Below are 26,354 nucleotides of genomic sequence, written 5' to 3'. Positions count from 1 at the left end.
TCCCTGAAGAAAAGCCCGGCGGAAATCCGCCGGGCTGGGTCACATCGGTTTACTTCTTGTTGACCGGCGATTGGGGATCGAACAGGAAGGCCATCAGATCCTTCATCTGCTTTTCGGTCAGGATTTGCGCGTCGCCATTGCGCGGCATGTTGCTGCAGGCGTTGAAGGCCTTGGCGTTGTAGATCTTGCCCCAGGTGTACTTGACGATGTCGTCGCTGTTGCCGCGCGTCTTGCCGTACTCGAGCAGGCTGGGGCCGATGGTGCCGTAGGAGACTTCGTGGTGGCTCATCTGGTGGCAGTTGTAGCAGCCGCCGCCGTTGTTGTACGGCGTCTTGTCGGTCCAGGTCAGGCCGCGGCCGTCGACGGCGACCTTCTCGCCTTCCTTCCAGTCGCCGAAATACTTGCCGTCGGCCGGATAGCGGATGGTCTTCAACTGCTCGGCCTCGATCTTCGCCAGCACGTCCTTGGCCGGTGGCTTGTCCTGCGAACAAGCCTTCTGGAAATCGAGCTGGTAGATCCGGTGCTTGGCGGCGATGCCGGTCGTCTTGAACGAACGGTCCATCATCGCCTTGAACTCGGCGTAGGTGTCCTCGCCAGCAGCCCAGGCAGCGGGAAGCGCGGCGACCAGGAGGGCGAACAGGGTGATCTTCTTCATCTTCGTCTCCTTAGCGCTTGATACCGGGGGTCACGACCTTGCCACCGTTGGCGGTGGCCGCCAGATAAACGGAGAGGGCGATGGTCACGTCGGAACCGTAGATCGGCTCGGCGGTCCGTTGCTGCCGGAAGCAGTCATTGAGACGGTGCTGCATGGTCCAGAACTGGCCGTTCGACACCCGGTAGGCCGGCCAGCTGCCCCAGCCGGCAGCGGCACCGGCGTTGGTGCGCAGATCGGGCAACTCCTGCATGCGGATGCGCTTGCCCTGGTCACCGTGGCAGGTGGCGCAGGAGAAATCCATCGGCCCGGCACGGTAGTAGAAGGCCATCTTGCCCATCTCGTACATCTGCTTCATCGCCGGCGGACGCATGTCGACCTTGACCTTGTGGCCATTCGACTGGGTCACGACATAAGCGACCAGCGCCGCCATCTTCTCGCGCTCACCCTTCAGCCAGTTGGCCTTGATCACTTCCTTGGGGTCGATGCCCTGCAGGGTTTCCATGCAGGTCATCAGACGCGTCTCGAGGTCCTGGACCTTGCCGGTATCCTTGAAATAGCGCGGCAACTGGGCGCTGGCGCCGTTGACGACGCCGGGCCCGAGTCCGAGGTCGCAGCGTTCGAGCGTGGCGTTCTTCGGTCCGCGCGCGGTCTTCCACAACTCTTCGCCTTCGGCGGCGACCAGTTCGGACGGATTGCCGTCCGCCAGGGCATCGCGGTACTCGTTGATGCCCTCCAGGAGCTTGGCGCTGGTGTCCTCGCCCATGGCCTGCCCGGCGACGGACAGTGCCAGGCTCAGGACCAGTGTTTTCAGCCGGTTGTTCATGAACTCCTCCGTTGAATGATGTCGTTGTCCGGTCGCGCTCTCTGGCGCTTCACCGGCATTGGTGACGGCCGGCCGCCCCCCGGCCCGCCACCCGAGCGGGCATCAGGCGATGGCCACTTCGTCGGTCCGCGCTTCGCCCTTGTTGTCCTTCCACGACACGGCCAGCTTGTCGCCAGCGGCGCCGCCCTTGAAACGGAAGGCCAGGTAGGGGTTCTTCGAGACGGCGGTGCCGAACTCGCCGGACAGGACGACCTTGCCGTTGTGCGTGGCAGTGATTTCGGTGATGAACCAGGCCGGGATCACGGCGCCGTTGGCGTCCTTGCGCTGGCCGGTTTCCATTTCGTGGGCGATCAGGGCCTTGACTTCGGTGACGCCATCCTTGACGGAGGCACGGATTCGCATGGGCTTCGTTGCCATTTATTTATCTCCTTGAATTCCAGTGAAGGGATCAGCCGCCGCAGCCGCCGAGGGTGACCTTGATTTCCTTGGTCGCCACGAAGAACTTGTCGCCGGCCTTGACCAGCGCGTAGATGTTCGAGGTCTGGCCCATCTTGACCCGGGTCTGGACGTTGGCTTCGGTACCGGCCGGCAGGGTGAAGCTGGCGGCCAGCGCGTTCGGGTTCTTCTCGATCAGGATCGCCATCATCGTCGTCCCCGGGATCGCCGAAGTGACGCCGACCGGCACCACGGCGCCGTTTTCGGCGATATCCGGGCCGGTCACCTGGACCTCCTTGCTGTCGGCCGGTTGCGCTGCGCCGAGCGCCTTCAGGGTGTCGGCCATGCTCTTGGCTTCGAAAGCCCCCTTGTTCCACTCGGCCAGGGCGATGCCCGGCTTGATGATGCCGGCTGCCGCCAGCGCTCCGAGCACGGCAGCACCGGTCCCGGTCTTCAGTACATTACGACGTTGATTGTTCATGACTTCTCCTCTCTAAATTGGGAAAACCGCTTCCCTGCCTGATACCTAGCTCAATCGACGGTACGCACGCCGCGTACCGGTCCGAAACTCCGGTTCTGCTCTTCCAGGTTACCGTGCGCGGTTCTGGCGTAATCCGGCAGCACCGAGCCGACGCGCACTTCTTTCTTGCAGTTCTTCATGCACGCGACGTTCCTGACATCCGGCTTGCCGCCGTTGCCGATGCCGCCCTTGGCGGCAGACGCGCCCGGCCACATGCCATGGTTGGTGGTCATGCCGTTGCGGTTGGGCATCAGCCTCTGTACCTCGCCGATGTTCTGATCCGACAGCACGAAATCGGCCGGGACGATTTCCGCCAGATTCAGGAAGTAGGCCAGGATCGCGTAGACTTCGTCCGGTTTCAGCGATTTCGGTTCCGTCCACGGCATCGCCCGGTGAATGTAATCCCACAGCGTGGAAATGGTCAACACCTTGGTGAAGGTCGTGCGCTGCGGGATGCTGTTGGTCAGGAAACCGCCGACCCGCCCGCTGGCGATATCCTCCTTGGTGGTGCCGCCGATCAGCGGCGTGAACACCTCGTTCGACTCACCGAAGGAGCCGTGGCAGGAAGCGCATTTCGCCTCGAACAGATCGTTGCCGCGCTGCACGTCGCCTGAACCCTTGGGCAGTCCCTTGAAGTCGGGACGAACGTCGATGTCCCAGGCCACCACTTCGGCCGGCGTTGCCTTGCGGCCCAGACCGTAAGTGTCGGCGGCTGCGGCGGCGCCAGCCGCGGCAAGCATGGCGCAGGCGAAAAGCGTCTTAGAGAACCTGAACATTGCTGACCTCCCCGTTGGCGGCGACCTTCCAGGTCTGGATGGCATTGTTGTGATAGATGGACTTGGTGCCGCGCACTTCGCGCAGTTGGCCATAGGCCGGCTGGACGTAGCCGGTCTCGTCGATGGCGCGCGACTGCAGCATCGCCGGTTTGCCGTCCCACACCCAATCGACGTTGAAACGGGTCAGCGCCTTATTCTGGACCGGACCTTCGATCCGTGCCGTCTTCCAGTTGATGCCGCCATCGAAGGAGACATCGACCCGGGTGATCTTGCCGCGGCCCGACCAGGCGATACCGGTCACGTTGTAGAAGCCCTTCTCGAGCAGGCGCTGCCCACCCGACGGCGTCGTGATCACCGACTTGCATTCCTGGATCGAGGTGTATTGGCGATGCTTGCCGTCCGGCAGCAGGTCGATGTAATGGACGGCCTCATCCTTGGTCGCGTAGGGCTGGTCGCCGACTTCGATGCGACGCAGCCACTTGACCCAGGACACGCCCTGCACGCCGGGTACGACGAGACGCAGCGGATAGCCGTTTTCCGGCCGCAGCATTTCGCCATTCTGGCCGTAGGCGACGAAAACCTCGCCGTTTTCGACCATTTCCATCGGGATCGTCCGCGTCATCGACGAACCGTCGGCGCCTTCGGCGAGGATGTAGCGCGCCTTCTTGTAATCGACGCCGCAATCTTCCAGCAGCAGGCGCAGCGGCACGCCGGTGAACTCGGAGCAGGACAGCATGCCGTGCGTGTATTGCACGGTCGGCACCGCGACGTTGCCCCACTCGAGACCGGTGTTGGCGCCGCACTCGATGAAGTGGATGCGCGACACCGAGGGCAGGCGCATCAGTTCATCCATGGTGTAGACCTTGGGCTTCTTCAGGAAGGCCGGGTCGGAACCGTTGATCATCAGGCGGTGCTGCGCCGGATCGACGTCATGCCAGCCCTGATGGTGGCGCTCGAAGTGCAGCCCGGACGGGGTGATGATCCCGAACAGACCCTGCAGCGGCGCAAACGAGACCGAGGCCTGGCCGACCCGGGTCAGCCCCGGCGATTCGCGGCGCAGCAGCTGGCTCTCGAACTTCGACGGCTGGCCGTAGGGGTTCATCGCCACCGGCATGCCGAGCGAGGTGGTCCACGCCGGCAGGTTGAGAATCGCCGGATCGCCTTCGCTGGCCCTTGCCGCGATCGGCGCCGCGAGCGCCGCGCCGGCAGCCAGGAAGCTCTTGCGCAGAAAATCCCGCCGCCCCGCGGCGACGGCCTTGACCTGCTCGTCGCTCAGGAAGTTTTCCGGTGCCCGCAGCAGTCGCCCCGGCTGTTTCGAAAGATCACCCATAAAGATTCATCCCCTCCGCTTATGGACTTCAAGTATTGCCGCGCTCGACGGTCACCCCGAGGTGTTCGCCGATGTCGCGGCTGGCCACGCTGATGCTGACCGTCCGGCAGATATCGACGAAATTCGGATCGATGACGCGGTAGAACACGGAATTCCCGTCCCGACGCCGCCCCACGACCCCTGACCGATAGAGGATGTTGAGATGCCGGGAAATGTTCGCTTGTGTCAGACCGACCTGATCTACCACTTCATGAACGGGACGTTCCTCGCCGCACAGACAGGAGAGGATGCGCAGACGCGTCGGATCGGCCAGCAGGCTGAAGTAATGCGCTACCTGATCGAAGAGTTGGCTTGTCTCGTCCATGTTGTTTTTGATCTAAGTCAAGGCCAATATATAACTGGGTGTTTATATAGTCAACTACTGATATTGTTGCGTCGCAGCATGTGTTTGACGCAAAACTGCTATACCCTTGGCGACACGCAGATCACGGCGCTCGACAAAAAATCCCCGGATCCCGCGCCAAATCGACAATATCCCAGAGGAAGGAGAAGTCTTGATGAATCAATTCAAATCAATCGCTCTAGCCGGACTGCTGCTTGCCGCAGCAAGCGCCCACGCGGCGGACCCCAACCTAGGCCGCAATCTTGCCGCCACCTGCGCCAACTGCCATGGCACCGACGGCAAGGCCGTTCCCGGCAGCGGGCTTGACTCGCTGGCCGGCGAGAGCAAGGAAAAACTGCTGCAGAAACTCGCCGATTTCAAGAGCGGCGACAAGCCGGCGTCGATCATGCACCAGATTTCGCGCGGCTATACCGACGAGCAGTTGCGCCTGATCGCCGAATATTTCGCGGCACGGAAATAAGGGGGAAACGACAATGATGCTGATGAAAAGACGCGCCTTTCTCAAGATGAGCGCCGCTGCCGGCGCCATGGCTTCGCTCTACGGCTGTGCGGCCGGCAACAAGGCCGGCGGCCATGTCGTCGTGGTCGGCGGCGGCTACGGCGGGGCGACGATCGCCAAGTACCTGCGCATGTGGAGCCAGGGCGGCGTCCAGGTGACGCTGGTCGAACGCAACCCGAGCTTCATCTCCTGCCCGATCTCCAACCTGGTGATCGGCGGCGACAAAACAATGGAAGACATCACGGTCAGCTACGACAACCTCCGCAACAAGTGGGGCGTGCGCGTGGTGCAGGACGACGTGGTCGGCGTCGATGCCGGCAAGCGCACGGTGACACTGGCCAAGGGCGGTAGCCTGAGCTACGACCGCCTGGTCCTGTCGCCGGGGGTCGATTTCATGTTCGAGCAGATCCCTGCGCTGAACAACGCCGCCGCCCAGCAGAAAATCCTGCACGCCTGGAAGGCCGGCCCGCAGACCGTCGCCCTGCGCCAGCAACTGGAAGCGATGCCGAACGGTGGCGTCTACGCGATCGCCATCCCCAAAGCGCCGTATCGCTGCCCGCCTGGACCTTACGAGCGTGCCTGCCTGGTCGCCAACTACTTCAAGAAGGCGAAGCCGAAATCGAAGGTCGTCATCCTCGACGCCAACGAGGACGTCCAGTCGAAGAAGCCGCTCTTCATGAAGGCCTGGGCCGATCTCTACAAGGACATCATCGAATACCGCAACAACAGCGAGGTGAAGGACGTCGATGTCGCCAACAACACGGCGATCCTCGAGTTCGACCAGTTCAAGGCCGACGTGCTCAACATCATCCCGCCGATGCGGGCCGGCGACATCGCCGCCAAGTCGGGTCTGAAGCTGGTCAACAACCGCTGGGTAAACATCGACTGGCTGTCGATGGAATCGACCAGCACGCCGGGCGTGCATGTCCTCGGCGACGCCATCTTCCCGGCGCCGACCATGCCCAAGTCGGGCCACATGGCGAACCAGCACGGCAAGCTGGCGGCGGCGGCGATCCTCAACCTGCTCGCCGGCCAGGCACCCAACCCGGCGCCAGTGGTGATGAACACCTGCTACAGCTTCGTCGATTCGAAGAACGTTATCCACGTCGCCTCGGTGCATCAGTACGATGCCGCGACCAAGCTGGTGCAGCCGGTCAAGGGTGCGGGCGGCGTCTCGGCGGCGCGCAACGAACTCGAAGGCAAGGTGGCGCTGGCCTGGGCGAAGAACATCTGGGCCGACATGCTGGCCTGAACCTTCTCCGGTAACGCAAAACGGCCGCCCGCAGGCGGCCGTTTTCATTGGTGGCCGGCGTTCAGTAGAGCGTCGCGATGTAGGCGGCGACCGCGTGCCGTTCGAGATCGGACAGCTTGGAGGCGACGGTATGCATGACCGCGTTGTCGTTGGTCCGATCGCGGCTGTTGAACAGCCGCAACTGTTCCTCGATGTAACGCGGATGCTGCCCGGCCAGGCGCGGCAGTTGCGGCGTGCCATACCCCTTGGCGCCATGGCAGCTCGAACAACTGGGCAGGCCGGTGAACTGGTTGCCGCGCTGGAAGACGAAGCGGCCGACGGCGACCAGATCGGCATCTGTGACTTCGCGCGCCGGCACCTGCTTCTTCTCGAAGAAACGCCCCAGCGCCTTCATATCTTCCGGCGTCAGCTCTTCGGACTGCGGCTTCATCGTCTCGCTCTTGCGCTTGCCCGACTTGAAATCGCCCAGCTGCTTGGTGATGTATTCCCCGTGCTGCCCGGCCAGCCGGGGAAAGACCGCGCTGGCCGCCTCCCCTTCCATGCCGTGACAGAGGAAGCAGCGCCCGCCGACGATTTCTTCGGCGCGCGCCATCGCCGCTGCATCCTGGGCGCTAACCGCTCCGACCAATCCGGCCGCGCCAGCCAATCCGAGCGCCATCCTTACCCATGCTTTCATTTGTCCCCGCCTTGATATTGTTGTCGAACATCAGCAAATCGTAATTTGCTTGCGCAGGACTTGCAAGGTATTCAGGCGTGCCCGGTGCTGCCGAAGCCGCCTTCGCCACGATCGCTGGCGGAAAATTCGTCGACCACGTTGAAACCGACCTGCAGGACCGGCACCACGACGAGCTGGGCGATCCGTTCGAGCGGCGCAATGGTGAACGGCAACTGGCCGCGGTTCCACATCGAAACCATCAGCTGGCCCTGGTAGTCGCTGTCGATCAGCCCGACCAGGTTGCCGAGGACGATGCCGTGCTTGTGGCCGAGGCCCGAGCGCGGCAGGATCATCGCCGCCAGTCCGGGATCGGCCAGGTGGATGGCCAGGCCGGTCGGCACCAGCACAGTCTGCCCCGGCGCCAGTTCGAGTGCCTCGTCGAGGCAGGCGCGCAGATCCAGGCCGGCCGAACCGGGCGTCGCGTAATGGGGCGGGTTGTCCTTGAGGCGGGAGTCGAGAATCTTGACGTCGATGCGATGCATTAGTGATTTCCTGTCAGTCGAGCGATGTGTTCGATCAGTTGCCGGGCCAGCACATCCTTGCTGGCCGGCGCGAGGGGATGGCTGCCGTGGTCGTCGAACAGCACCAGCCGGTTGTCGTCGCCGCCGAAGCCGTCCTGGATCAGGTTGCCGGCGATCAGCGGGATATTCTTCTTCTGCCGCTTGGCCTGCGCGTATGCCTCGAGATTGCGGCTTTCCGCCGCGAAGCCGACGCAGAACGGGCCGCCCGGCAAGGCCGCAACTTCGGCCAGGATGTCCGGATTCTCGACCAGCTCGATCGCCGGCACGCCGCCGTGATCCTTCTTCAGCTTGTGCTCGGCGGCATTGGCAACCCGGTAATCGGCGACCGCGGCAACGCCGATGAAGATGTCCGAGGCCGCCGCCCGCGCCATCACCGCGCCATGCATGTCGAGCGCGCTGCGCACCATGATCCGCTCGATGCCCAGCGGCGCCGCCAGCGCCACCGGCCCGGAAACCAGGCTTACTTCGGCTCCGCCCTGGCGCGCGGCGCGGGCGATCGCGTAACCCATGCGCCCGGATGACAGGTTGGTGATGCCGCGCACCGGGTCGATCGCCTCGAAGGTCGGCCCGGCGGTCATCAGCACGCGCCGCCCGGCGAGGCATTTGGGGGCCAGGAAATCGATCACCCGTTCGACGATTTCCTCGGGCTCGAGCATCCGCCCCGGCCCGACCTCACCGCAGGCCTGAGCGCCGCTGGCCGGACCGAGCAGGCCGACGCCGTCCGCCGCCAGTTGCGCGACGTTGCGCTGCGTCGCCGGGTTTTCCCACATCTGGCGGTTCATCGCCGGCGCCACCAGCAGCGGGCAAGCGCGCGCCAGGACCATGGTCGCCAGCAGATCGTCGGCCAGTCCGTGGACGATACGCGCCAGGAAATCCGCCGTCGCCGGCGCCACCACGATCAGGTCGGCCTGCCGCGAGAGATCGATGTGCGCCATGCCGTTCGGCATCGTCGAGTCCCACTGGTCGGTAAACACCGGTTTGCCGGACAAGGCCTGGAAGGTGGTCGGCGTGACGAAGTGGGTTGCCCCCTCGCTCATCGCCACCTGGACATCGGCGCCCTGGCGCACCAGCAGGCGGACCAGTTCCGCTGCCTTGTAGGCGGCGATGCCGCCCGTGACACCGAGCACGATACGCTTGCCACTTAATTCCATTGTCATTTATTGGTAAGATAGCCGGACCCGTATTCTACTGGAGTCCGGAACATGGCGATCACCGATTGGCCGGCCAGCGAAAGACCACGCGAAAGATTGCTCGCCCTCGGGCCGCAGGCGCTGTCCGACGCCGAACTGCTGGCGATCTACCTGCGTGTCGGCGTGCGCGGCCGCAGCGCCGTCGATCTCGCGCGCGAACTGTTGCGCCGCCACGACGGCCGCCTGAGCAAGCTGGCTACCGCACCGCTGGCACAACTGGCGGCGACACCGGGCATCGGCCAGGCCAAGGCGGCGCAACTGCAGGCCAGCTTCGAACTGGCGCGGCGCGCCCTCGCCGAGGAGATGAGCGAACGCGACAACTTCTCCTCGCCTGAACTGGTGCGCGACTGGCTGCGCCTGCAGCTCGCGGCACACCAGCACGAAGTCTTCATGGCCCTCTGGCTGGACGCGCAGAATCAACTGCTGCTGGCGGAAACATTGTTTACCGGCACCCTGACCCAGACTTCGGTCTACCCCAGGGAAGTGGTCAAACGTGCGCTGAGCAGCAACGCCGCTGCCGTCATTCTGGCGCACAACCACCCTTCGGGTCTGGCGGAACCCTCAAACGCCGACCAGATGCTTACCGGCAGCCTCAAGCAGGCGCTGGCCCTGGTCGATGTCCGCCTGCTCGACCATTTCATCGTTGCCGGCAACGCCCGCCCGCTCTCTTTCGCCGAGCGCGGGCTGATTTGAATCGAAAAAAGCTTGCCCTGACAATACCTTCCGGTTAGAATCACGGGCTTTCTTCTAGCCAATTCTGGAGCACCATCATGGCGCGAGTCTGCCAAGTAACGGGTAAAGGCCCGATGGTTGGGAACAACGTTTCCCACGCCAATAACAAAACGAAGCGCCGCTTCCTGCCGAATTTGCAGTATCGTCGCTTCTGGGTCGAAAGCGAGAACCGCTTCGTCCGTCTGCGCGTTTCCAACGCCGGTCTGCGCGTCATCGACAAGAAGGGCATCGATGCCGTCCTGTCCGACCTCCGCGCCCGCGGCGAAATCTAATCAAGAGGAACTGACAAATGGCTAGCAAAGGCGGTCGCGAAAAGATCAAGCTGGAATCCACCGCGGGTACCGGTCACTTCTACACCACTTCCAAGAACAAGCGCACGACGCCTGAAAAACTGGAATTCATGAAGTACGACCCGAAGGCCCGCAAGCATGTGGCCTACAAGGAAATCAAGCTGAAGTAACTTTGGCTGATGCAAAAAAACCCGCCGCCGGCGGGTTTTTTATTGTCTACCGCTTCAGTTGCGCTGCTTCGCCAGCAGCAGTGCATACAGCGCGATCCCGGCGAACAGGAACAGCGACCAGTTGGCCATCGACAAACCCAGGAAAACCCATTCCTTGCTCGAACAAAAGCCGGTCGCCAGGAAAAGCGATGGCCACTGCATGCCCAGCCAGTCCACCAGGCGTTCGATCAAGTCGGGATTGCTGAACCCACACTCCGGCGCCAGGTCCGGATAGGCCTGCATCCAGGTCTGGTAAGCGGCAACCCCGGCCCCGAGCAGCGCCAGCCCGCCAATCGCCAGCGCCCAGAGCGAACCGAGAACCGGCATCAGGAAACCGAGCAAGGCCAGACCGCCGATCACCAGGTACAGCAAGCGCTGGAAGATGCAGTAAGGACAAGGGGAAAGACTGAGCAAGTGCTGCAACTGCATGCCGGCTGCAGCGACGCCAAAGCCCCCCAGAGCCAGCGCGGCGAACCAGACCCGCTGAGGGTAGAGAGAAAAAAGTCTACGAAAAACAGCGAACATCAAAATCTCCAAAACCAACAATACAGGACAATATTTCGCAAAAATCTTGCGAACATAGCTTGATTACCGCAAAATGTAAAAATAATGCGCCGAAAAGGCCATATTATTGCGGAGACAAGTTTTGCCCAACCCTTCCCCACAGCGGGACAGCGAGCGTTTGCTCGCCCTGCTCGCGGCGTGCAATACCCCACGGCTGTCGGCCTCCGAGGAGGCCTCAATGTTACGCCAACAATGCCAGCTCCTCGTCAACCGCGGCGGCTACCTCTCGGCCGGCGTTTCTCTTGCCAGCCCTGCGGCAACCGATGATGGCGGAAGCGACACCAAGGTCCTCGCCCATCCCACCGCCCCGGCTGCCGACTCCCGCCCCCCAGGGCAAACGACAAGATTGACCCTGTGCCTTGACGAAGCAAGGGCTCTGGGGAAACTGCTCATTGAAAAGGACGGGCAGGATTTTACGGCTGCAGAGCGTCTTGCGCTCGATATCGTGGCCAAGAACATGGGGGCCACCCTCTCCCGCATCCGCCAGACCGGCGCCGGCAAACAACTCGAGTCGCGTTTGCGGCAGCTTTCCCGCGCCCTCGATTCGAGCCTCAATGGGGTGATGATCACTTCCTCTACCCAACTCGATCATCCCATCGTTTACGTCAACCCGGCCTTCGAGAGGATCACCGGCTACCGTGCCGCTGAGGTCATCGGTCGCAGCGGTCGCTTCCTGGTCGGCCAGGACCTCCAGCAGCGGGGGCTGGCAGCGATCCGCGAAGCCCTGCGCAAACGCCGCCAGGCCCACGCCATCCTGCGGAATTACCGCAAGGACGGCTCGCTGTTCTGGAACGAGTTGTTCATTGCCCCCGTCCGCGATGAGAGCGGTAGTTTCACCACGCATTTCGTCAGCATCATCAACGATGTCAGCGAACGCATCGACTACGAAAGACAGCTGGAATTCCATGCCAACCACGATCCCTTGACCGGGCTGGCAAACCGCAACCTGCTCAACGACCGGATCGCGCAGGCGATTCTCCAGGCGCGCACCGACGGCCTGCTGACCGGGGTGATGCAGTTGGGTCTGGACCGTTTCAGGTGGATCAACGACAGCCTGGGCCACGATTCGGCGAACGACGTCCTGAAAGTCGTCGCCCAACGCCTGCACGAGTGCGTCCGCGATACCGACACGATAGCCCGCCTTGGCGGCGACGAGTTCGTTTTCGTCATCGGCAGATTGACAACGACGGATGAATTGGCCAGCACTGCCAGCAAAATCCTGCGCGCAGTCAATCAGCCCATCCCGTGTGCCGACCGGGAAATCGTCGTCACCGCCTCGATCGGCGCCGCCGTCTACCCCCGCGACGGAGACCAGGGAGACACCCTGCTGCGCCACGCCGATATCGCAATGCATCAGGTCAAGGCAGGAGAACGCAACAGCTACCGCTTTTTCACGCCCACGACACGCCAGTCCGTCATCGACCGCCTCAGCCTGGAAGGCGACTTGCGCCACGCCATCGCGCACGATGAACTGGTGGTGCACTATCAACCGCTGGTCGAACTGGCCAGCGGCGCGATCATTGGCGCCGAAGCGCTGGTGCGCTGGCAGCATCCGCAGCGGGGAATGATCCTGCCCGGCGAATTCATTCCGCTGGCGGAGGAAAGCGGACTCATCATCGACATCGGCGCACAGGTCTTGCGACGGGTTTGCCAAGACCTCGGCCAATGGTGCAACAACGGCCTGCAACCGGGGCGCATTTCGATCAATCTTTCGGCCCGCCAGTTCCGGCGCGACAATCTCGTGGCCAGCATCCGGCAAACCCTCGCCGAGTATGGGATCGGCGGACAACAACTGGCATTCGAGCTGACCGAAAGCGTGGTCATGCACGATCTCGGACATGCCTCGCAGGTGCTGCGCGAGATTCGCGAACTGGGCGCCAGCATTTCACTCGACGATTTCGGCACCGGCTACTCCAGCCTCGCCTACCTGCGCCGGCTGCCGCTCGACATCCTGAAAATCGACCGCAGCTTCATTCGCGACCTGCATCTCGAACCGGACGCCGCCGCCATTGCGCACGCCGTCATCGCCATGGCCCATAAACTGGGGCTCGGCGTGGTTGCCGAAGGCGTCGAATGCGCCGCGCAACTGGCCTTGCTCCGGGAATTCCAGTGCGAAGAAGGTCAGGGATTTCTTTTCAGCCACCCGCTCCCCCCCGAACGCTACAGTGCCGTACTTACGAAGGGGCGGCTTCCGCTCGCCCCCTTGCCGCCCGAACACGCGCTCCACCCAAGCGAACTGTCATCGCCTGGCCATCGGCGTACCCAGCAAGGATCGCGCGGCATCGGCATCGCCCCGGCTTGATTTTCCCTGTGGACCGCAGCTCCTTCGCTCGCTAAACTGGCGCCCATGACCACGCGCATCCTGCTTGTCGAAGACGACGAACGTCTGGCCGGACTGACGGCCGAATACCTGTCCCGCAACGATCTCGACGTCGGCATCGAGCCTCGCGGCGACACCGCTGAGGCTCGCATCCTCGCCGAGCAACCCGATCTCGTCATCCTCGACGTGATGCTGCCAGGCAAGGACGGCTTCGAGGTCTGTCGCGCAGTTCGCCAGCAATACCGTGGCGTCATCCTGATGCTGACCGCCCGCGACGAGGATTTCGACCAGATTCTCGGTCTCGAGCTTGGCGCCGACGACTACATCGCCAAACCGGTGCAGCCGCGCGTCCTGCTGGCCCGGATCAAGGCCCTGCTGCGCCGCCTGCCGACGGCCGGCGACGATGCCGGCGACAGCGATTCACAGGTATTCGGGCAATTCCGCATCAGTCAGGCAACGCGCACCGCCACTCTCAATGCTCAGGCGATCGACCTGACCACTGCCGAGTTCAACCTGCTCTGGCTGCTCGCCAGTCACGCCGGCAACGTGCTGTCGCGCGACGACCTGCTGCAGGAATTGCGCGGCATCGGCTTCGACGGCCTCGACCGCTCGATCGACGCCCGCATTTCCCGACTGCGCAAGAAGCTGAACGACGACCCGGAAAACCCGACGCGAATCAAGACCGTGCGCGGCAAGGGCTACCTGTTCAGCAAGCATGACTGGAACTGACGCGGAAACCGGCGACCCTGGCAAAGGGGGTCGGCAGGGCCTGGCCCGCTCGCTGTTCCGCGTGTCGTTGCCGCGCTGGCGGGGCAGTCGCTACAGTCTGTCCAAGCTCTTCCTCAATTTCTACCTGCTGGCGATGGGCTCCTTCGTCGCCATCGCCTTCATCGCCGATTTCATCATCTCGACGGCGCAGCAAGGCATCACCGACGACTACGCGCGCCGCTTCATGCGCGGCACCATCACCCTGATCGAGGACGAACTGTTCCGTCATCCGCGCCGCCAGTGGGAACGCAAGATCCGGGAAATCGACGACAAGTTTTCCTACAAGCTCGATATCGTCGAGCGCCGCTCGCTCGACATCCGCCTGACCAGCGCCCAGGTCGAGAAACTCGACGCCGGCGACATTGCCATCGCCCACGACCACGATGTGATGTATCACCGGCTCGGCACCAGCAGCAAGGTCCTCGTGGTCGGCCCGCTATCAGCCACCCGCAATCCGGAGGAACACAGCGAACGTCTGCCGCTCGACCTGCGGCTGCGCCTGCTGACCTGGAGCCTGATCGGTGTCATCTTCGCGATCGCCCTCTGGTTCTGGGTACGCCCCGTCTGGCGCGATCTCGAGTCGCTGCGCCAGACCGCCCGCGATCTCGGCGACGGCAACTTCGAGGCGCCACCGCCGCTGGTGCATACGCAACTGTTCGCCCCGCTGGCCGACACCCTGACCAGCATGGCGGAACGGGTCCGCCAGTTGCTGGCAACGCACCGCGAACTTTCCTGCGGCATTTCGCATGAACTGCGCACACCGATCGCCCGCATGCGCTTCGCCCTCGAAATGCTCTCTGAAACCGCCGAGCTCGCCGAACGGCAACGCCTCTGGGCAATGATGGAAGCCGATCTTGACGAACTCGACCAGTTGATCGACACCAGCCTCACCTACGCCCGCTTCGAGCGCGAGGCACCGGAAGCCCATTTCTCCAGCGTCGCCTTCGCCAACTGGTTAAGCGACGAAGTCGATTCGGTCAGGCTCCTCGGTCGGCAGCTACAGGTCAGCGTCGACACCAGCCAGTTACCTGACAATCTGCGGGTCGACCTCGATCGCAAGGCGATGCCCTACGCGCTGCGCAACTTACTGCGCAACGCCTTCAAGTATGCCGCAAAGGAAATCCGAGTCAGCAGCGAACTCCTTGGCGACCAGATTGCCGTTCATGTCGACGACGACGGCATCGGCATCCCGGAAGGCGAACGCGAACATATCTTCTCGGCCTTCACCCGCCTCGATCGCTCACGCGACCGCTCGACCGGCGGCTACGGCCTGGGCCTGGCAATTGCCAGGCGCGTTCTCGAACTGCATGGCGGAACCGCCTATGCCTCCGCCTCACCGCTCGGTGGCGCCCGCTTCACCTTGCGCTGGAAGGCGCACCAATAAGCCGCCGGTTACACACCGTCATCATAGGCGGGGCTGTGGTTACTTCGCTGCCACGCAGCACGCACAGCCACGGTGTACTGTTTTCCCTAGAATGACAGCCATGACGAACCCGGCTTCATCCCAGGAAATGGAAGAGGACACCATGCTCGAAACCAACATCAAGGCCTTCATTGCCGCCGCCCGCTACTACCTGCTCGGATTGGTTCCGCCGCCAGCAGCAACACCCCAGCTGGCAAGCATTCCGGTGATGCGTCGGCCTTGATCAGTCACGCCGTGTTGGACGATCTGCCGGTCCAGGAGAGCCTGGCGGTCTTCCTCGCGGTGACGGGCGGCCAGTGGCTGATCGAGGGCAACGCGGATCCGCTCAAGGCGCTGCTGCTGGCCCTGGCAGTCGGCATCGCAATTCATCTGGCGAAGCAACTGCGACCGCATGACAAGGAGTGACTCGCCCCGCCTTCCGCCCGGACAGCGTCCTCTTGCGCGGCGGCTAGGGCAGAAGCCTCAGCGCGTCAGCCAGTAGAGTGCGGTAATCGTCTTCGCGTCGGTGATCTTGCCGTCGAATATGGCTTGTCTGGCAGCCGCCGGAGCAAGCTCCAGGACATCGAGAAATTCGTTGTGATCCAAGGCCTGCGCACCGACCGACTGCAGACCGCGCGCCAGAAAAATTTCGATCCGCTCGTCGGAATAACCGATGCAAGGATGCATCGTCCCCAGATGTTCCCATTCACCGGCCCGATAGCCGGTCTCTTCGAGCAGTTCCCGCTGTGCCGTATCGAGCAGAGTTTCGCCAGCATCGATCTTGCCGGCCGGCAACTCTAGGAAAGCCCGCCGTAGCGGATAACGGAACTGGCGCTCGAACAGCAGATTGCCGTTCGGCAATAACGCAAGAATCACCACGGCGCCAGGGTGGCGAATGTATTCCCTGACCGAGATATTGCCGTCGGGCAAACACACGCGATCCCGCCTGACATCGAGCATGACGCCTTTGAATACGGATTCGCTCTCGACTTCCGTTTCCCGCAGATGGATATCCCCAGTCATCTCTCACCTCAAAAAAAACGCCCCGACCAGCGGGGCGTCTGTTCAATATGAAAACTCGGCTTACAGCGAGCGCAGCAGCGCGTAGGCGCAGAGCGACATCAGGACCTGCGGGAAGATGCCCAGCGCCGCCACCGCCAGACCGTTGGCCGAAATGAGCAGGCGCATGTCGAGGCCGGCCGCGATCGGGGTTTCGTCCTCGGGAGCATCGAAGTACATCAGCTTGACGACACGCAGATAGTAGAAGGCGCCGATCAGCGAGAACAGGATGGCAACGATCGCCAGCCACAGATAATCGGCGGCAACCACTGCCTGCAGCACCGAGAACTTGGCGAAGAAACCAATGAAGAACGGCACCCCGGCCATCGAGAACATCAGCATCATCATGATCGCAGCGAACCACGGGCTACGCTTGTTGAGGCCCTTGTAGTCGTCGAGGTTGTCCGCTTCGAAACCGGCGCGCGCCATCAGCAGGATCATCCCGAAGGTACCGGCCGACATCAGCACGTAGGAAATCACGTAGAACATCGACGAGCTGTAGGCGTTGAGGGCGTAGCGCGCGTCACCGGAAACGACGCCGGTAACGATGCCGAGCAGCATGAAGCCCATGTGCGAGATCGCCGAATAGGCCAGCATCCGCTTCAGGCTGGTCTGGGCGATCGCGGCAAGATTGCCGACGGCCATCGACAGCACCGAGAGAACGATCAGCATCTCCTGCCAATCCGCCGCCAGGGTGATCAAGCCGCCGACCAGCAAGCGCATGACGATGGCAAAGGCAGCCAGCTTGGGGGCCGAACCGATGAGCAGCGTCACCGTCGTCGGGGCACCGTGATAGACGTCGGGCACCCACATGTGGAAAGGAACGACGCCCAGCTTGAAGGCCAGCCCGGAGACCAGGAAGACCAGGCCGAAGACCAGCACGGTGCGGTTGCTTTCGGCGCTGTAGAGGGTTTCGGCGATCTTGGTGATTTCCAGCGAACCGGTGGCGCCGTAGATCATCGACATGCCATAGAGCAGGAGGCCGGAAGCCAGCGCGCCGAGGATGAAGTACTTCATCGCCGCTTCGGTGGAAGCAACGCTGTCCCGGTTCATCGCCACCATACCGTAGAGCGACAGCGAGAGCAGTTCCAGACCGACATAGATGGTGACGAAGTTGTTCGCCGAGATCATCACCATCATGCCCAGCGTCGCCGTCAGCGCCAGTACGTAATACTCGCCCTTGTTCATTGTCGGGCGGTCGAACAGGTAACCCCGCGAGTAGAACAGCACGACGATCATCGTCATATAGACGAAGAGCTTCAGCAGGTCGGCCATCATGTCGTCGACGAACATGTTGCTGAAGGTGTAAGTGATGTCGGCGGTACTGGTATAGACCTGGATCGCGGCACAACCGAGCAGCGTCAGTTGCGTCAGCATGAAGGTCGGCGTCCGGCGGCTGTCCTTGACGAACAGGTCGACCATCAGGATGACCAGCAACATCGCCGCCAGGAAAATTTCCGATGCAGCGGGCAGGAGATCGGGAACAACGAAATTGTCGAACATGTCGGCTACCGTTTATTGAATCTTGCTGATGGCCACGTGACGCAGCAGGTCATTGACCGATGCGTGCATGAAGTCGGTGAAGACCTGCGGATACAGACCCATCCACAGGGTGCACAAGGCGAGGACCGCCAGGATGGCGAATTCCCGGCCGTTGATATCGCTCAATTCGGCGACATGATGGTTGGCCACGTCACCGAAAATCACCCGCTTGTACATCCACAGGGTGTAGGCCGCACCGAGGATCAGCGAGGTGGCGGCAGCGAAGGCGACCCAGAAATTGAACTTGACGGCGCCCAGGATGACCATGAATTCGCCGACGAACCCCGAGGTCGCCGGCAGGCCGGCGTTGGCCATCGAGAACAGCATGAACAGTGCGGCGAACTTCGGCATGGTATGGACCACGCCACCGTAATCGGCAATTTGCCGGCTATGCACGCGGTCGTACATGACGCCGATCGAGAAGAACATGGCGCCGGAGACGAAGCCGTGCGAAATCATCTGCACCAGTGCGCCTTCGATACCCAGCGCGCTGAACATGAAGAAACCGAGGGTGACGAAACCCATGTGCGCGATCGAGGAATAAGCGACCAGCTTCTTCATGTCCTCCTGAACCAGCGCGACGAAGCCGATATAGACGACGGCGATCAGCGACAGCCCGATGACCAGTGCCGACAACTCATGCGACGCATCGGGTGCGATCGGCAGCGAAAAGCGCAGGAAACCGTAAGCCCCCAGCTTGAGCGCAATCGCCGCGAGGACGATGGAGCCGCCGGTCGGCGCCTCGACGTGGGCATCGGGCAACCAGGTATGTACCGGCCACATCGGCACCTTGACCGCGAAGGCGACCAGGAAGGCGAGGAAGACGCCGATCTGTGGCGCCATGCCGAGCGGCAACTGGTGCCAGTCAAGAATCGAGAAGCTGCCGCCGGACTGGAAGAACAGGTACATCTGGGCAATCAGGAAGAGCAGCGAGCCGAACAGGGTGTAGAGGAAGAACTTGAAGGCCGCATAGACGCGGCGCGCGCCGCCCCAGACGCCGATGATCAGGTAGAGCGGAATCAGCGAGGCTTCGAAGAAGACGTAGAAGAGGATGCCATCGAGCGCGGTGAAGATACCGTTCATCAGCCCGGACATGATCAGGAAGGCGGCCATGTACTGGGCGACCTTTTCCTTGATCACTTCCCAGCCGGCGGCGACGACGATGATCGTGATGAAGGCGTTGAGGATCACGAACAACATCGAGATGCCATCGACCCCGAGGTGATAGTGGATGTTGAATCGCGGAATCCAGCTGTGCAGTTCGACGAACTGCATCGCGCCTTGCGTGACATCGAACCCGGTCCACAACGGCAGGGTGACCAGGAAGCCAAGTACTGCGCCGACCAGGGCGAGCATCCTGGCCATGGGCGCATTACGGTCGCCACCGGTCAACAGGACGATGCCGCCTGCGACGATGGGAACCCAGATGGCGAGAGATAGCAGCGGGTAATTCGACATGTTATTCCTTGCTGTTCTGCGGGCGATTCATGCTATGCGCGGTTGATCCACCAGGTCATCATGGCCAGCAGACCGATGATCATGGTGAATGCGTAGTGATAAACGTAGCCGGTCTGGAACAGCCGGGTGATGGTCGAAACCCAGCCGACCACCTTGGCCGAACCATTGACGATCAGGCCGTCGATGATGCCGACGTCGCCACCGCGCCAGAGCACCTTGCCGAGCAGGCGCGAGCCACCGGCGAAGACGGTCTCGTTGATCTGGTCGAAGTAGTACTTGTTTTCGAGAATCGTGTTGATCGCCGAGAAACGACGCTGGATCGCCGCCGGGATGTCCGGCCGCTTCATGTAGAAGAACCAGGACAGCGCGACGCCAGCCAGCGCCAGGAAAAACGGCAGCGACGTGAAGGCATGCAGGCCCATGGCGGCAGCGCCGTGGAATTCCTCGATGAAATGCGAGAACGCCGGATGCGCCACTTCGTCGATGTGGATGACGCCCTTGAAGTAGTCGCCGCCAAGCATCGGACCGATGCCGATGTAACCGATGACCACCGAGGGTATCGCCAGCAGCACCAGCGGCAGGGTCACCACCAACGGCGTTTCGTGCGGCTTCTGGCCCGGTGCCAGACCATGGTGGTGATCGTGGGCGACTTCTTCGTCGTCGTGATCGCCATGGTGTTCGTGATGATGGGCGTCGTCAGCCTTGCCGAAGCGCTCTTCGCCGTGGAAGACGAGGAAATACATGCGGAAGGAGTAGAAGGCGGTGACGAAGACACCGGCCAGCACGGCGAAGTAGGCAAAACCGGCGCCCGGGATGTGCGAGAGCTTGACCGCTTCGATGATCGAATCCTTGGAATAGAACCCGGCCAGGAAAGGCGTACCGATCAGCGCCAGCGAGCCGATCAGCGAGGTGATCCAGGTGATCGGCATGTACTTCCGGAGACCGCCCATGTTGCGGATGTCCTGGTCGTGATGCATGCCGATGATCACCGAGCCGGCGGCGAGGAACAGGAGCGCCTTGAAGAAGGCGTGCGTCATCAGGTGGAAGATCGCCACCGAGTACGCCGAAGCCCCCAACGCGACGGTCATGTAGCCGAGCTGCGACAGCGTCGAGTAGGCGACGACGCGCTTGATGTCGTTCTGGATGATGCCGAGGAAGCCCATGAACAGCGCGGTGATGGCGCCAATCGTGATGACGAAGGACAGCGCGGTGGTCGACAGCTCGAACAGCGGCGACATCCGGGACACCATGAAGATGCCGGCGGTAACCATGGTCGCGGCGTGGATCAGCGCCGAGATCGGGGTCGGGCCTTCCATCGAATCCGGCAGCCAGACGTGCAGCGGCACTTGCGCCGACTTGCCCATGGCGCCGATGAACAGGCAGATGCAGGTGACGGTCATCAGCGACCACTGCTGATCGCCCCAGATGTTGATCTTGGCGTCGGCAAGCGTCGGCGCCAGCTTGAACACTTCGGCGTAATCGAGCGTACCGAAATGCGCCAGCACCAGACCGATACCGAGGATGAAACCGAAGTCGCCGACCCGGTTGACCAGGAAGGCCTTCATGTTGGCGAAGATCGCCGTCGGCCGGGTGTACCAGAAGCCGATCAGCAGGTAGGAGACGAGACCGACCGCTTCCCAACCGAAGAAGAGCTGGGTGAAGTTGTTGGCCATCACCAGCATCAGCATCGAGAAGGTGAACAGCGAGATGTAGCTGAAGAAGCGGTTGTAGCCAGGATCGTCGTGCATGTAGCCGATGGTGTAGATGTGCACCATCAGCGAGACGAAAGTGACGACCAGCATCATCGTCACGGTCAGGGTGTCGATCAGGAAACCGACTTCGAACTTGTAGTCGCCGCTGGTCAGCCAGGTGTAGACCGGGCCGTTGAAGGTGTTGCCGGCCATCACGTCCTGGAAGATGAACAGCGAAGTGACGAAGGCGGTAGCGACACCGGCGATGGTCGCCGTGTGGGCGAGCCAGCGCGGGATGACGCGGCAGAAAAGGCCGGCGATCATGGCGCCGATCAGAGGCGCCATCGGCACGAGCAGGTAGAGTTTTTGCATTTCCATGGTTAACCCTTCAGGCTGCCCAGGTCATCCACATGGATGCTCTTGAGGTTGCGGAACAGCACGATCAGGATCGCCAGGCCGATGGCGGCCTCGGCGGCGGCGACGGTCAGGATGAAGAAGACGAAGATCTGCCCGGAGAGATCGCCCAGATAGTGCGAGAAGGCGACGAAGTTCATATTGACCGCGAGCAGCATCAGTTCGATCGCCATCAGCAGGACGATCAGGTTCTTCCGGTTGAGGAAGATACCGACCACGCTGATCGCGAACAGGATCGCGCCAAGGATCAGGAAATGGGAAAGTGAAAGCGTCAGCATGTTGGCCCCGGGTCAGTCTTTTTCAACAGGCATCTGGATCACGCGCATGCGGTCCTTGGCCTTCACGAAGACCTGCATGTTCGGATTGGAAATCTTCGATTTCTTCGGCCCGCGGTAGGTCAGCACGATGGCGGCGATCATGCCGACGAGCAGGATGATCGATGCGAGTTCGAAGGGGAACACGTAATCGGTGAACATCAGCGTACCGATTTCCTTGGTGTTGGATACGCCGGCCGGGACAACGGCCTCGGCGGCGGGCACCTGGAAGTACTTGCTGCCGAGCACCAGTCCCATCTCGAGGACCATCAGCAGGCCGAGCACGGCGCCGAGCGGCAGGTATTGCCAGAAGCCCTCGCGGATGCGGTCGAGGTTGATGTCGAGCATCATGACGACGAACAGGAAGAGCACCATGACCGCGCCGACATAGACGAGGATGATGGCGATCGCCAGGAACTCCGCCTGCAGCAGCGCCCAGATGCCACCGCAGGTGAAGAAGGCGAGCATCAGGTGCAGCGCGGCGTAAACCGGGTTGCGTGCGGTGATCACACGCAGGGCGGCGAACACCAGGATCGCGGAGAGGAAGAAGAAAACGGAAGTCGGGAAATCCATCGCGGGCACCTGTCAGCGGTAAGGCGCATCAAGCGCGCGGTCTTCGGCAATCTGCGCTTCGTAGCGCTCACCGTTGGCCAGCAGCATCTGCTTGGTGTAATAGAGGTCGCCGCGCTTTTCGCCGTGGTACTCGAAAATGCGCGTTTCGACGATCGCGTTGACCGGGCAGGCTTCCTCGCAGAAACCGCAGAAGATGCACTTGGTCAGATCGATGTCGTAGCGGGTGGTGCGCCGCGAACCGTCGTCGCGCGGCTCGGCCTCGATGGTGATCGCCAACGCCGGGCAGATCGCCTCGCACAGCTTGCAGGCGATGCAGCGTTCCTCGCCATTCTCGTAGCGGCGCAGCGCGTGCAGACCGCGGAAACGGAAGGACTGCGGCGTCTTTTCTTCCGGATACTGGACGGTGATCTTGCGGGCAAAGAAATACTTGCCCGTCACCGACATGCCTTTCAACAGCTCCTTGAGAAAGAGGCTGTTGAAGACTTCCATCATCGAACCCATTCTTATTCTCCTCAGTTCCAGATGTTCAGCGGGGACAGCATCCACGCCCCGACGACGACCAGCCAGATCAGGCACAGCGGCAGGAAGACTTTCCAGCCCAGGCGCATCAGCAGGTCATAGCGATAACGGGGGAAGGTGGCGCGGAACCACAGGAAAAGGACGAGCACGAAGAACATCTTGGCGAACAGCCAGAGGATGCCGTCGGGCAGGAAGCCGACCGGCGACAGCCAGCCGCCGAGGAACAGCAGCGAGGTCAGCGCGGAGACCAGGATCATGTTCGCGTATTCGGCGAGGAAGAACAGCGCGAAGGCCATGCCGGAGTATTCGACGTGAAAACCGACGATTTCCGATTCGCCTTCGGCGAGGTCGAACGGCGCGCGGTTCAGTTCAGCGGTACCGGCGATCAGATAAACCACGAACATCGGCAGCAGCGGCAGCCAGTTCCACGACAGGAAACCGAGCCCGAAATCGGCGAAGCGACCACTAGCCTGACCATTGACGATCTCGCCGAGATTCAGGCTGTTGGAAACCATCAGCACGGTGATCAGCGAAAAGCCCATGGCGATTTCGTAGGACACCATCTGCGCCGCGGAACGGATGCCGCCGAGGAAGGCGTACTTGGAGTTGGACGCCCAGCCGGAAAGGATGATCCCGTACACACCGATCGAACTGATCGCCATGATGTAGAGCAGGCTGGCATCGATGTCCGCCAGCACCAGGCCGTCACCGAACGGCACCACGGCCCAGACCGCCAGCGCCGGCGCCATCGCCAGCATCGGCGCAACGATGAAGACGCCCTTGCTCGAACTGCTGGGAACGATGACCTCCTTGAGCAGCAGCTTTAGGCCGTCGGCGATCGGCTGGATCAGACCGTAGGGGCCAACCCGGTTGGGACCGATACGGACCTGCATGTAGCCGATCACCTTACGCTCGACCCAGGTCAGGTAGGCAACGCCCAGCAGCAGCGGGGCGACGATCAGAACGATCTTGATCAGGGTCCACACGGCCGGCCAGACGCCGCCGAAAATTCCCTGTCCGAAACTCATCAGTGCGTCCATTTATGCACGCTCCACGGAAATCGCGCCGAACATCTCGCCCAGCATTGCGGTCGTCGGATGGGCCGCGGCAACGCGGACACAGTTTGCCGGCACCTTGTCGTCGGCCTGGGCAAGCAGAGTGGCAACCCCGTCGCCCTGCCGGACGCGGACCGTTGCGCCGGACTCGATTCCCAGCGCCGCCAGGGTTACGGCGGCGGCGCGCAGGGTCGGCGCCTTGCCGTCGGCCGTCTGTTGCAGGGCCGGTGCGCGGCGTGCCATGGCATCGGCAAAATTGATCGGCACATCGGCGATGCGCTGCAACCCGCCATTGGCGACGGCCGGCAAAGCCACGGCGACACCGTTCAGCCCGCTGTCGAGGCCGGCGGCGAACTCCTTGTCACGACCCAGCACCTCGTCACGCACTGCTTCGCTGCTCATGTAGTCGAAACCGTCGAGCGCCAGCACGTTGCCGAGAACACGCAGCACCTTCCAGGCCGGACGCGCAGCACCAAGCGGCTTGACGACGCCGTTGAAGGACTGGATGCGCCCCTCGATATTGACGAAGGTGCCGGAAGTCTCGGTGTAAGGGGCGAGCGGCAACATCACGTCGGCGTAGTCGAGCGCCGGGTCATGCTTGAACGCCGACATGACGACGACCATCCGGGCCTGGCGCAGCGCGGCCAGGGCCTGCTGCGGGTTGGCACAATCGAATTCGGGTTCGACGCCGAACAGGACGTAGCCCTGACGCGGCTGTTCGAACATCTGGCGGGCATTGGCAGCGGACGGCAGGGCGCCAACGAGGTGGGCACCGACGGTATTCGCGGACTCGCCCAGGAAGCCGACACTGGCACCGGTGATTTCACCGAGCAGGCAGGTCAGCGCATGGATCTGGGTGGCGTCGGCCGATTGCGTGGCGACGTTGCCGAGGAAGAGCGCGCGCTTTTCACCGTCGAGCAGGCTTTGCGCGATCTTGCGGCTTTCGTCGCAGACCGCGACATTCTCGAGGCCGGCCGGCGTCGCCAGTCCCTTGGCCTCGGCCGCGGCACGCACCACCGCCGCCAGCGCGAAGACCAGTTGCGAAGGCGCAACGGTCAGGCGGCCGTGCAGGTTGATCAGCTGATCGTCCGCCGTCACCGAGATGAGACTCACCTTGGTGTATTTCTTGGCGGCCTGGCGCAGGCGCTGAGCAATCAGCGGATGATCCTTGCGCAGGAAGGAACCGATCACGAGTGCCGCGTCGAGATCCTTGATCTCGGCCAGGCGCAGGCCCAGCCACGGGGCGCCGGCGCGCTTGCCATCGCTGGTGAAGTCGGAGTGGCGGGTACGGAAATCGACATTGCCGCTGCCCAGGCCCTTCATCAGCTTGCCGAGCAGGTAGAGCTCCTCGACCGTCGCGTTCTGGGTCGCCAATGCGGCGACGGCATCGCCACCGTGATCACGGACGATGTCCTTGAGGCCGTGGGCGACGTAGTCCAGCGCGACGTTCCAGTCACACTCGACCCATTCGCCGCCCTGCTTGACCATCGGCTTGGTCAGGCGCTGATCGGAATTGAGCGCCTGGTAGGAGAAACGCTCCTTGTCCGAAATCCAGCACTCGTTGACCGCGTCGTTTTCCCGCGGCAGTACGCGCATCACGGCATCGTGCTTGACTTGAACGACCAGGTTGGCGCCGACCGAGTCGTGCGGGCTGACCGACTTGCGCCGTTGCAGTTCCCAGGCGCGAGCGGTGTAGCGGAAGGGCTTCGAGGTCAGGGCACCGACCGGGCAGAGATCGATCATGTTGCCGGAGAGCTCGGAATCGACCGAGCGACCGACGAAGGTCTGGATCTCGGAGTGCATGTTGCGGTTGGCCATGCCGAGTTCCATGATGCCGGCGATTTCCTGGCCGAAGCGGACGCAGCGCGTGCAGTGGATGCAGCGGCTCATCTCTTCCATCGAGATCAGCGGCCCGACGTTCTTGTGGAAGACGACGTGCTTCTCTTCGCTGTAGCGGCTCTGCATCGGGCCGTAACCGACCGACATGTCCTGCAACTGGCATTCGCCACCCTGGTCACAGATCGGGCAATCGAGCGGGTGGTTGATGAGCAGGAATTCCATCACCCCCTTCTGCGCCTTGACCGCGAGATCGGAGTGGGTGAATACCCGCATGCCATTGGTCACCGGCGTTGCACACGCCGGCAACGGCTTCGGCGCCTTCTCCACCTGCACCAGACACATGCGGCAGTTGGCGGCAATCGAGAGTTTCTTGTGATAGCAGAAATGCGGGATGTAGACACCCAACTGCTGCGCGGCGTCCATCACCGTGCTGCCGTCGGGCACTTGCGCTTTCTTGCCGTCGATTTCGATTTCTAGCATGTCGCT

Annotated in this window: 30 protein-coding genes; 10 read left to right on the top strand and 20 right to left on the bottom strand. The window is 62.4% G+C overall.

The window, feature by feature from the left end:
• Positions 1-49 precede the first annotated feature (49 nt).
• The 7 genes from soxX to AC0KWY_RS19485 form a co-directional block, all read right to left on the bottom strand.
• Positions 50-655 (bottom strand): sulfur oxidation c-type cytochrome SoxX, encoded by a 606-nt coding sequence (gene soxX, locus AC0KWY_RS19515; RefSeq protein ID WP_474027151.1) that lies wholly within the window; start codon positions 653-655, stop codon positions 50-52.
• Positions 656-665: 10 nt separating this feature from the next.
• Complete coding sequence (gene soxA / locus AC0KWY_RS19510; protein ID WP_474027150.1) at positions 666-1,478, bottom strand: sulfur oxidation c-type cytochrome SoxA; 813 nt, start codon at positions 1,476-1,478, stop codon at positions 666-668.
• 102 nt (positions 1,479-1,580) lie between these two features.
• A complete protein-coding gene (gene soxZ / locus AC0KWY_RS19505; RefSeq protein WP_474027149.1) occupies positions 1,581-1,895 on the bottom strand; it encodes a thiosulfate oxidation carrier complex protein SoxZ in 315 nt (104 codons plus the stop codon).
• 31 nt (positions 1,896-1,926) lie between these two features.
• Positions 1,927-2,394 (bottom strand): thiosulfate oxidation carrier protein SoxY, encoded by a 468-nt coding sequence (soxY, locus tag AC0KWY_RS19500; protein ID WP_474027148.1) that lies wholly within the window; start codon positions 2,392-2,394, stop codon positions 1,927-1,929.
• Between the two features lie 50 nt (positions 2,395-2,444).
• The gene (locus AC0KWY_RS19495) at positions 2,445-3,209 is read right to left on the bottom strand and encodes a c-type cytochrome (protein ID WP_474027147.1); all 765 of its coding nucleotides are present in this window, start codon (positions 3,207-3,209) and stop codon (positions 2,445-2,447) included.
• Positions 3,193-4,539, bottom strand: a complete 1,347-nt coding sequence (soxC, locus tag AC0KWY_RS19490; protein WP_474027146.1) for a sulfite dehydrogenase — start codon at positions 4,537-4,539, stop codon at positions 3,193-3,195. The genes AC0KWY_RS19495 and soxC overlap by 17 nt, the downstream gene beginning before the upstream one ends.
• A 28-nt stretch (positions 4,540-4,567) precedes the next feature.
• Entirely contained in the window at positions 4,568-4,903 is a 336-nt protein-coding gene (locus AC0KWY_RS19485) for an ArsR/SmtB family transcription factor (RefSeq protein WP_416692180.1), read from the bottom strand.
• Positions 4,904-5,096: 193 nt separating this feature from the next.
• Between AC0KWY_RS19485 and AC0KWY_RS19480 the strand changes: the two genes are divergently transcribed.
• Together AC0KWY_RS19480 and AC0KWY_RS19475 are read left to right on the top strand one after the other, a co-directional pair.
• Positions 5,097-5,402, top strand: a complete 306-nt coding sequence (locus tag AC0KWY_RS19480) for a c-type cytochrome (protein ID WP_474027145.1) — start codon at positions 5,097-5,099, stop codon at positions 5,400-5,402.
• 13 nt (positions 5,403-5,415) lie between these two features.
• Entirely contained in the window at positions 5,416-6,693 is a 1,278-nt protein-coding gene (locus AC0KWY_RS19475; RefSeq protein ID WP_474027144.1) for an FCSD flavin-binding domain-containing protein, read from the top strand.
• Positions 6,694-6,754: 61 nt separating this feature from the next.
• On the opposite strand, the gene AC0KWY_RS19470 is transcribed toward AC0KWY_RS19475, so the two are convergent.
• The 3 genes from AC0KWY_RS19470 to coaBC form a co-directional block, all read right to left on the bottom strand.
• Entirely contained in the window at positions 6,755-7,285 is a 531-nt protein-coding gene (locus tag AC0KWY_RS19470; RefSeq protein WP_474027143.1) for a c-type cytochrome, read from the bottom strand.
• A 155-nt stretch (positions 7,286-7,440) separates the two neighbouring features.
• A complete protein-coding gene (gene dut / locus AC0KWY_RS19465; RefSeq protein WP_474027142.1) occupies positions 7,441-7,890 on the bottom strand; it encodes a dUTP diphosphatase in 450 nt (149 codons plus the stop codon).
• Positions 7,890-9,080: a bifunctional phosphopantothenoylcysteine decarboxylase/phosphopantothenate--cysteine ligase CoaBC gene (coaBC, locus tag AC0KWY_RS19460; protein ID WP_474029758.1), complete on the bottom strand. Its 1,191-nt coding sequence runs from the start codon at positions 9,078-9,080 to the stop codon at positions 7,890-7,892. Before coaBC ends, dut begins: the two co-directional genes overlap by 1 nt.
• 51 nt (positions 9,081-9,131) lie before the next feature.
• Here coaBC and radC point away from each other — a divergent pair, with 51 nt between their 5' ends.
• From radC to rpmG, 3 genes are all read left to right on the top strand, one after another.
• Positions 9,132-9,812 carry a RadC family protein gene (radC, locus tag AC0KWY_RS19455; protein WP_474027141.1) on the top strand — a complete coding sequence of 227 codons (681 nt, stop codon included), beginning with the start codon at positions 9,132-9,134 and terminating at the stop codon, positions 9,810-9,812.
• Between the two features lie 77 nt (positions 9,813-9,889).
• The gene (gene rpmB / locus AC0KWY_RS19450) at positions 9,890-10,123 is read left to right on the top strand and encodes a 50S ribosomal protein L28 (protein ID WP_374326538.1); all 234 of its coding nucleotides are present in this window, start codon (positions 9,890-9,892) and stop codon (positions 10,121-10,123) included.
• Between the two features lie 17 nt (positions 10,124-10,140).
• On the top strand, positions 10,141-10,311 hold the full coding sequence (gene rpmG / locus AC0KWY_RS19445) for a 50S ribosomal protein L33 (RefSeq protein WP_374326537.1): 171 nt from the start codon (positions 10,141-10,143) through the stop codon (positions 10,309-10,311).
• Positions 10,312-10,365: 54 nt separating this feature from the next.
• Here rpmG and AC0KWY_RS19440 read toward each other — a convergent pair whose 3' ends face one another.
• Entirely contained in the window at positions 10,366-10,875 is a 510-nt protein-coding gene (locus AC0KWY_RS19440; RefSeq protein ID WP_474027140.1) for a disulfide bond formation protein B, read from the bottom strand.
• A 157-nt stretch (positions 10,876-11,032) separates the two neighbouring features.
• Between AC0KWY_RS19440 and AC0KWY_RS19435 the strand changes: the two genes are divergently transcribed.
• The 5 genes from AC0KWY_RS19435 (at position 11,033) to AC0KWY_RS19415 (ending at position 15,830) form a co-directional block, all read left to right on the top strand.
• A complete protein-coding gene (locus tag AC0KWY_RS19435; protein WP_474027139.1) occupies positions 11,033-13,216 on the top strand; it encodes a putative bifunctional diguanylate cyclase/phosphodiesterase in 2,184 nt (727 codons plus the stop codon).
• A 45-nt stretch (positions 13,217-13,261) separates the two neighbouring features.
• The gene (locus AC0KWY_RS19430; protein WP_474027138.1) at positions 13,262-13,963 is read left to right on the top strand and encodes a winged helix-turn-helix domain-containing protein; all 702 of its coding nucleotides are present in this window, start codon (positions 13,262-13,264) and stop codon (positions 13,961-13,963) included.
• A complete protein-coding gene (locus tag AC0KWY_RS19425; protein ID WP_474027137.1) occupies positions 13,950-15,386 on the top strand; it encodes an ATP-binding protein in 1,437 nt (478 codons plus the stop codon). Before AC0KWY_RS19430 ends, AC0KWY_RS19425 begins: the two co-directional genes overlap by 14 nt.
• A 100-nt stretch (positions 15,387-15,486) precedes the next feature.
• The gene (locus AC0KWY_RS19420; protein WP_474027136.1) at positions 15,487-15,648 is read left to right on the top strand and encodes a hypothetical protein; all 162 of its coding nucleotides are present in this window, start codon (positions 15,487-15,489) and stop codon (positions 15,646-15,648) included.
• On the top strand, positions 15,645-15,830 hold the full coding sequence (locus AC0KWY_RS19415; protein WP_474027135.1) for a hypothetical protein: 186 nt from the start codon (positions 15,645-15,647) through the stop codon (positions 15,828-15,830). The genes AC0KWY_RS19420 and AC0KWY_RS19415 overlap by 4 nt, the downstream gene beginning before the upstream one ends.
• Positions 15,831-15,887: 57 nt before the next feature.
• Here the strand turns inward: AC0KWY_RS19415 and AC0KWY_RS19410 are convergent, their stop codons facing one another.
• From AC0KWY_RS19410 to nuoG, 9 genes are read right to left on the bottom strand one after another with little or no spacing between them, the layout of a single operon-like run.
• Entirely contained in the window at positions 15,888-16,427 is a 540-nt protein-coding gene (locus tag AC0KWY_RS19410; RefSeq protein WP_474027134.1) for an NUDIX domain-containing protein, read from the bottom strand.
• Positions 16,428-16,487: 60 nt separating this feature from the next.
• Positions 16,488-17,966 carry an NADH-quinone oxidoreductase subunit NuoN gene (nuoN, locus tag AC0KWY_RS19405; RefSeq protein WP_474027133.1) on the bottom strand — a complete coding sequence of 493 codons (1,479 nt, stop codon included), beginning with the start codon at positions 17,964-17,966 and terminating at the stop codon, positions 16,488-16,490.
• Positions 17,967-17,978: 12 nt separating this feature from the next.
• Positions 17,979-19,463, bottom strand: coding sequence for an NADH-quinone oxidoreductase subunit M (locus AC0KWY_RS19400; protein WP_474027132.1), 1,485 nt, complete (start codon positions 19,461-19,463; stop codon positions 17,979-17,981).
• A gap of 32 nt (positions 19,464-19,495) precedes the next feature.
• Positions 19,496-21,532: an NADH-quinone oxidoreductase subunit L gene (gene nuoL / locus AC0KWY_RS19395; protein ID WP_474027131.1), complete on the bottom strand. Its 2,037-nt coding sequence runs from the start codon at positions 21,530-21,532 to the stop codon at positions 19,496-19,498.
• A 2-nt stretch (positions 21,533-21,534) separates the two neighbouring features.
• Positions 21,535-21,846: an NADH-quinone oxidoreductase subunit NuoK gene (gene nuoK / locus AC0KWY_RS19390; RefSeq protein WP_234087476.1), complete on the bottom strand. Its 312-nt coding sequence runs from the start codon at positions 21,844-21,846 to the stop codon at positions 21,535-21,537.
• Between the two features lie 12 nt (positions 21,847-21,858).
• The gene (locus tag AC0KWY_RS19385; RefSeq protein ID WP_474027130.1) at positions 21,859-22,455 is read right to left on the bottom strand and encodes an NADH-quinone oxidoreductase subunit J; all 597 of its coding nucleotides are present in this window, start codon (positions 22,453-22,455) and stop codon (positions 21,859-21,861) included.
• Between the two features lie 12 nt (positions 22,456-22,467).
• Complete coding sequence (gene nuoI, locus AC0KWY_RS19380) at positions 22,468-22,956, bottom strand: NADH-quinone oxidoreductase subunit NuoI (protein ID WP_474027129.1); 489 nt, start codon at positions 22,954-22,956, stop codon at positions 22,468-22,470.
• 11 nt (positions 22,957-22,967) lie between these two features.
• Positions 22,968-24,014 carry an NADH-quinone oxidoreductase subunit NuoH gene (nuoH, locus tag AC0KWY_RS19375; RefSeq protein ID WP_474027128.1) on the bottom strand — a complete coding sequence of 349 codons (1,047 nt, stop codon included), beginning with the start codon at positions 24,012-24,014 and terminating at the stop codon, positions 22,968-22,970.
• On the bottom strand, positions 24,015-26,348 hold the full coding sequence (gene nuoG, locus AC0KWY_RS19370; RefSeq protein WP_474027127.1) for an NADH-quinone oxidoreductase subunit NuoG: 2,334 nt from the start codon (positions 26,346-26,348) through the stop codon (positions 24,015-24,017).
• Between the last annotated feature and the right edge of the window lie 6 nt (positions 26,349-26,354).

This window comes from Azonexus sp. MM2026_4, assembly GCF_055901855.1.
Note: the sequence above shows the minus strand (reverse complement) of the source record. Positions and strands in the feature narration are given on the sequence as shown.

What these genes read in the sequence shown, in the direction of transcription:
- soxX (WP_474027151.1), bottom strand. Translation starts at nt 655, where the DNA reads ATGAAGAAGATCACCCTGTTCGCCCTCCTGGTCGCCGCGCTTCCCGCT.
- soxA (WP_474027150.1), bottom strand. Translation starts at nt 1,478, where the DNA reads ATGAACAACCGGCTGAAAACACTGGTCCTGAGCCTGGCACTGTCCGTC.
- soxZ (WP_474027149.1), bottom strand. Translation starts at nt 1,895, where the DNA reads ATGGCAACGAAGCCCATGCGAATCCGTGCCTCCGTCAAGGATGGCGTC.
- soxY (WP_474027148.1), bottom strand. Translation starts at nt 2,394, where the DNA reads ATGAACAATCAACGTCGTAATGTACTGAAGACCGGGACCGGTGCTGCC.
- AC0KWY_RS19495 (WP_474027147.1), bottom strand. Translation starts at nt 3,209, where the DNA reads ATGTTCAGGTTCTCTAAGACGCTTTTCGCCTGCGCCATGCTTGCCGCG.
- soxC (WP_474027146.1), bottom strand. Translation starts at nt 4,539, where the DNA reads ATGGGTGATCTTTCGAAACAGCCGGGGCGACTGCTGCGGGCACCGGAA.
- AC0KWY_RS19485 (WP_416692180.1), bottom strand. Translation starts at nt 4,903, where the DNA reads ATGGACGAGACAAGCCAACTCTTCGATCAGGTAGCGCATTACTTCAGC.
- AC0KWY_RS19480 (WP_474027145.1), top strand. Translation starts at nt 5,097, where the DNA reads ATGAATCAATTCAAATCAATCGCTCTAGCCGGACTGCTGCTTGCCGCA.
- AC0KWY_RS19475 (WP_474027144.1), top strand. Translation starts at nt 5,416, where the DNA reads ATGATGCTGATGAAAAGACGCGCCTTTCTCAAGATGAGCGCCGCTGCC.
- AC0KWY_RS19470 (WP_474027143.1), bottom strand. Translation starts at nt 7,285, where the DNA reads ATGGCGCGCGCCGAAGAAATCGTCGGCGGGCGCTGCTTCCTCTGTCAC.
- dut (WP_474027142.1), bottom strand. Translation starts at nt 7,890, where the DNA reads ATGCATCGCATCGACGTCAAGATTCTCGACTCCCGCCTCAAGGACAAC.
- coaBC (WP_474029758.1), bottom strand. Translation starts at nt 9,080, where the DNA reads ATGGAATTAAGTGGCAAGCGTATCGTGCTCGGTGTCACGGGCGGCATC.
- radC (WP_474027141.1), top strand. Translation starts at nt 9,132, where the DNA reads ATGGCGATCACCGATTGGCCGGCCAGCGAAAGACCACGCGAAAGATTG.
- rpmB (WP_374326538.1), top strand. Translation starts at nt 9,890, where the DNA reads ATGGCGCGAGTCTGCCAAGTAACGGGTAAAGGCCCGATGGTTGGGAAC.
- rpmG (WP_374326537.1), top strand. Translation starts at nt 10,141, where the DNA reads ATGGCTAGCAAAGGCGGTCGCGAAAAGATCAAGCTGGAATCCACCGCG.
- AC0KWY_RS19440 (WP_474027140.1), bottom strand. Translation starts at nt 10,875, where the DNA reads ATGTTCGCTGTTTTTCGTAGACTTTTTTCTCTCTACCCTCAGCGGGTC.
- AC0KWY_RS19430 (WP_474027138.1), top strand. Translation starts at nt 13,262, where the DNA reads ATGACCACGCGCATCCTGCTTGTCGAAGACGACGAACGTCTGGCCGGA.
- AC0KWY_RS19425 (WP_474027137.1), top strand. Translation starts at nt 13,950, where the DNA reads ATGACTGGAACTGACGCGGAAACCGGCGACCCTGGCAAAGGGGGTCGG.
- AC0KWY_RS19420 (WP_474027136.1), top strand. Translation starts at nt 15,487, where the DNA reads ATGACGAACCCGGCTTCATCCCAGGAAATGGAAGAGGACACCATGCTC.
- AC0KWY_RS19410 (WP_474027134.1), bottom strand. Translation starts at nt 16,427, where the DNA reads ATGACTGGGGATATCCATCTGCGGGAAACGGAAGTCGAGAGCGAATCC.
- nuoN (WP_474027133.1), bottom strand. Translation starts at nt 17,966, where the DNA reads ATGTTCGACAATTTCGTTGTTCCCGATCTCCTGCCCGCTGCATCGGAA.
- AC0KWY_RS19400 (WP_474027132.1), bottom strand. Translation starts at nt 19,463, where the DNA reads ATGTCGAATTACCCGCTGCTATCTCTCGCCATCTGGGTTCCCATCGTC.
- nuoL (WP_474027131.1), bottom strand. Translation starts at nt 21,532, where the DNA reads ATGGAAATGCAAAAACTCTACCTGCTCGTGCCGATGGCGCCTCTGATC.
- nuoK (WP_234087476.1), bottom strand. Translation starts at nt 21,846, where the DNA reads ATGCTGACGCTTTCACTTTCCCATTTCCTGATCCTTGGCGCGATCCTG.
- AC0KWY_RS19385 (WP_474027130.1), bottom strand. Translation starts at nt 22,455, where the DNA reads ATGGATTTCCCGACTTCCGTTTTCTTCTTCCTCTCCGCGATCCTGGTG.
- nuoI (WP_474027129.1), bottom strand. Translation starts at nt 22,956, where the DNA reads ATGGGTTCGATGATGGAAGTCTTCAACAGCCTCTTTCTCAAGGAGCTG.
- nuoH (WP_474027128.1), bottom strand. Translation starts at nt 24,014, where the DNA reads ATGGACGCACTGATGAGTTTCGGACAGGGAATTTTCGGCGGCGTCTGG.
- nuoG (WP_474027127.1), bottom strand. Translation starts at nt 26,348, where the DNA reads ATGCTAGAAATCGAAATCGACGGCAAGAAAGCGCAAGTGCCCGACGGC.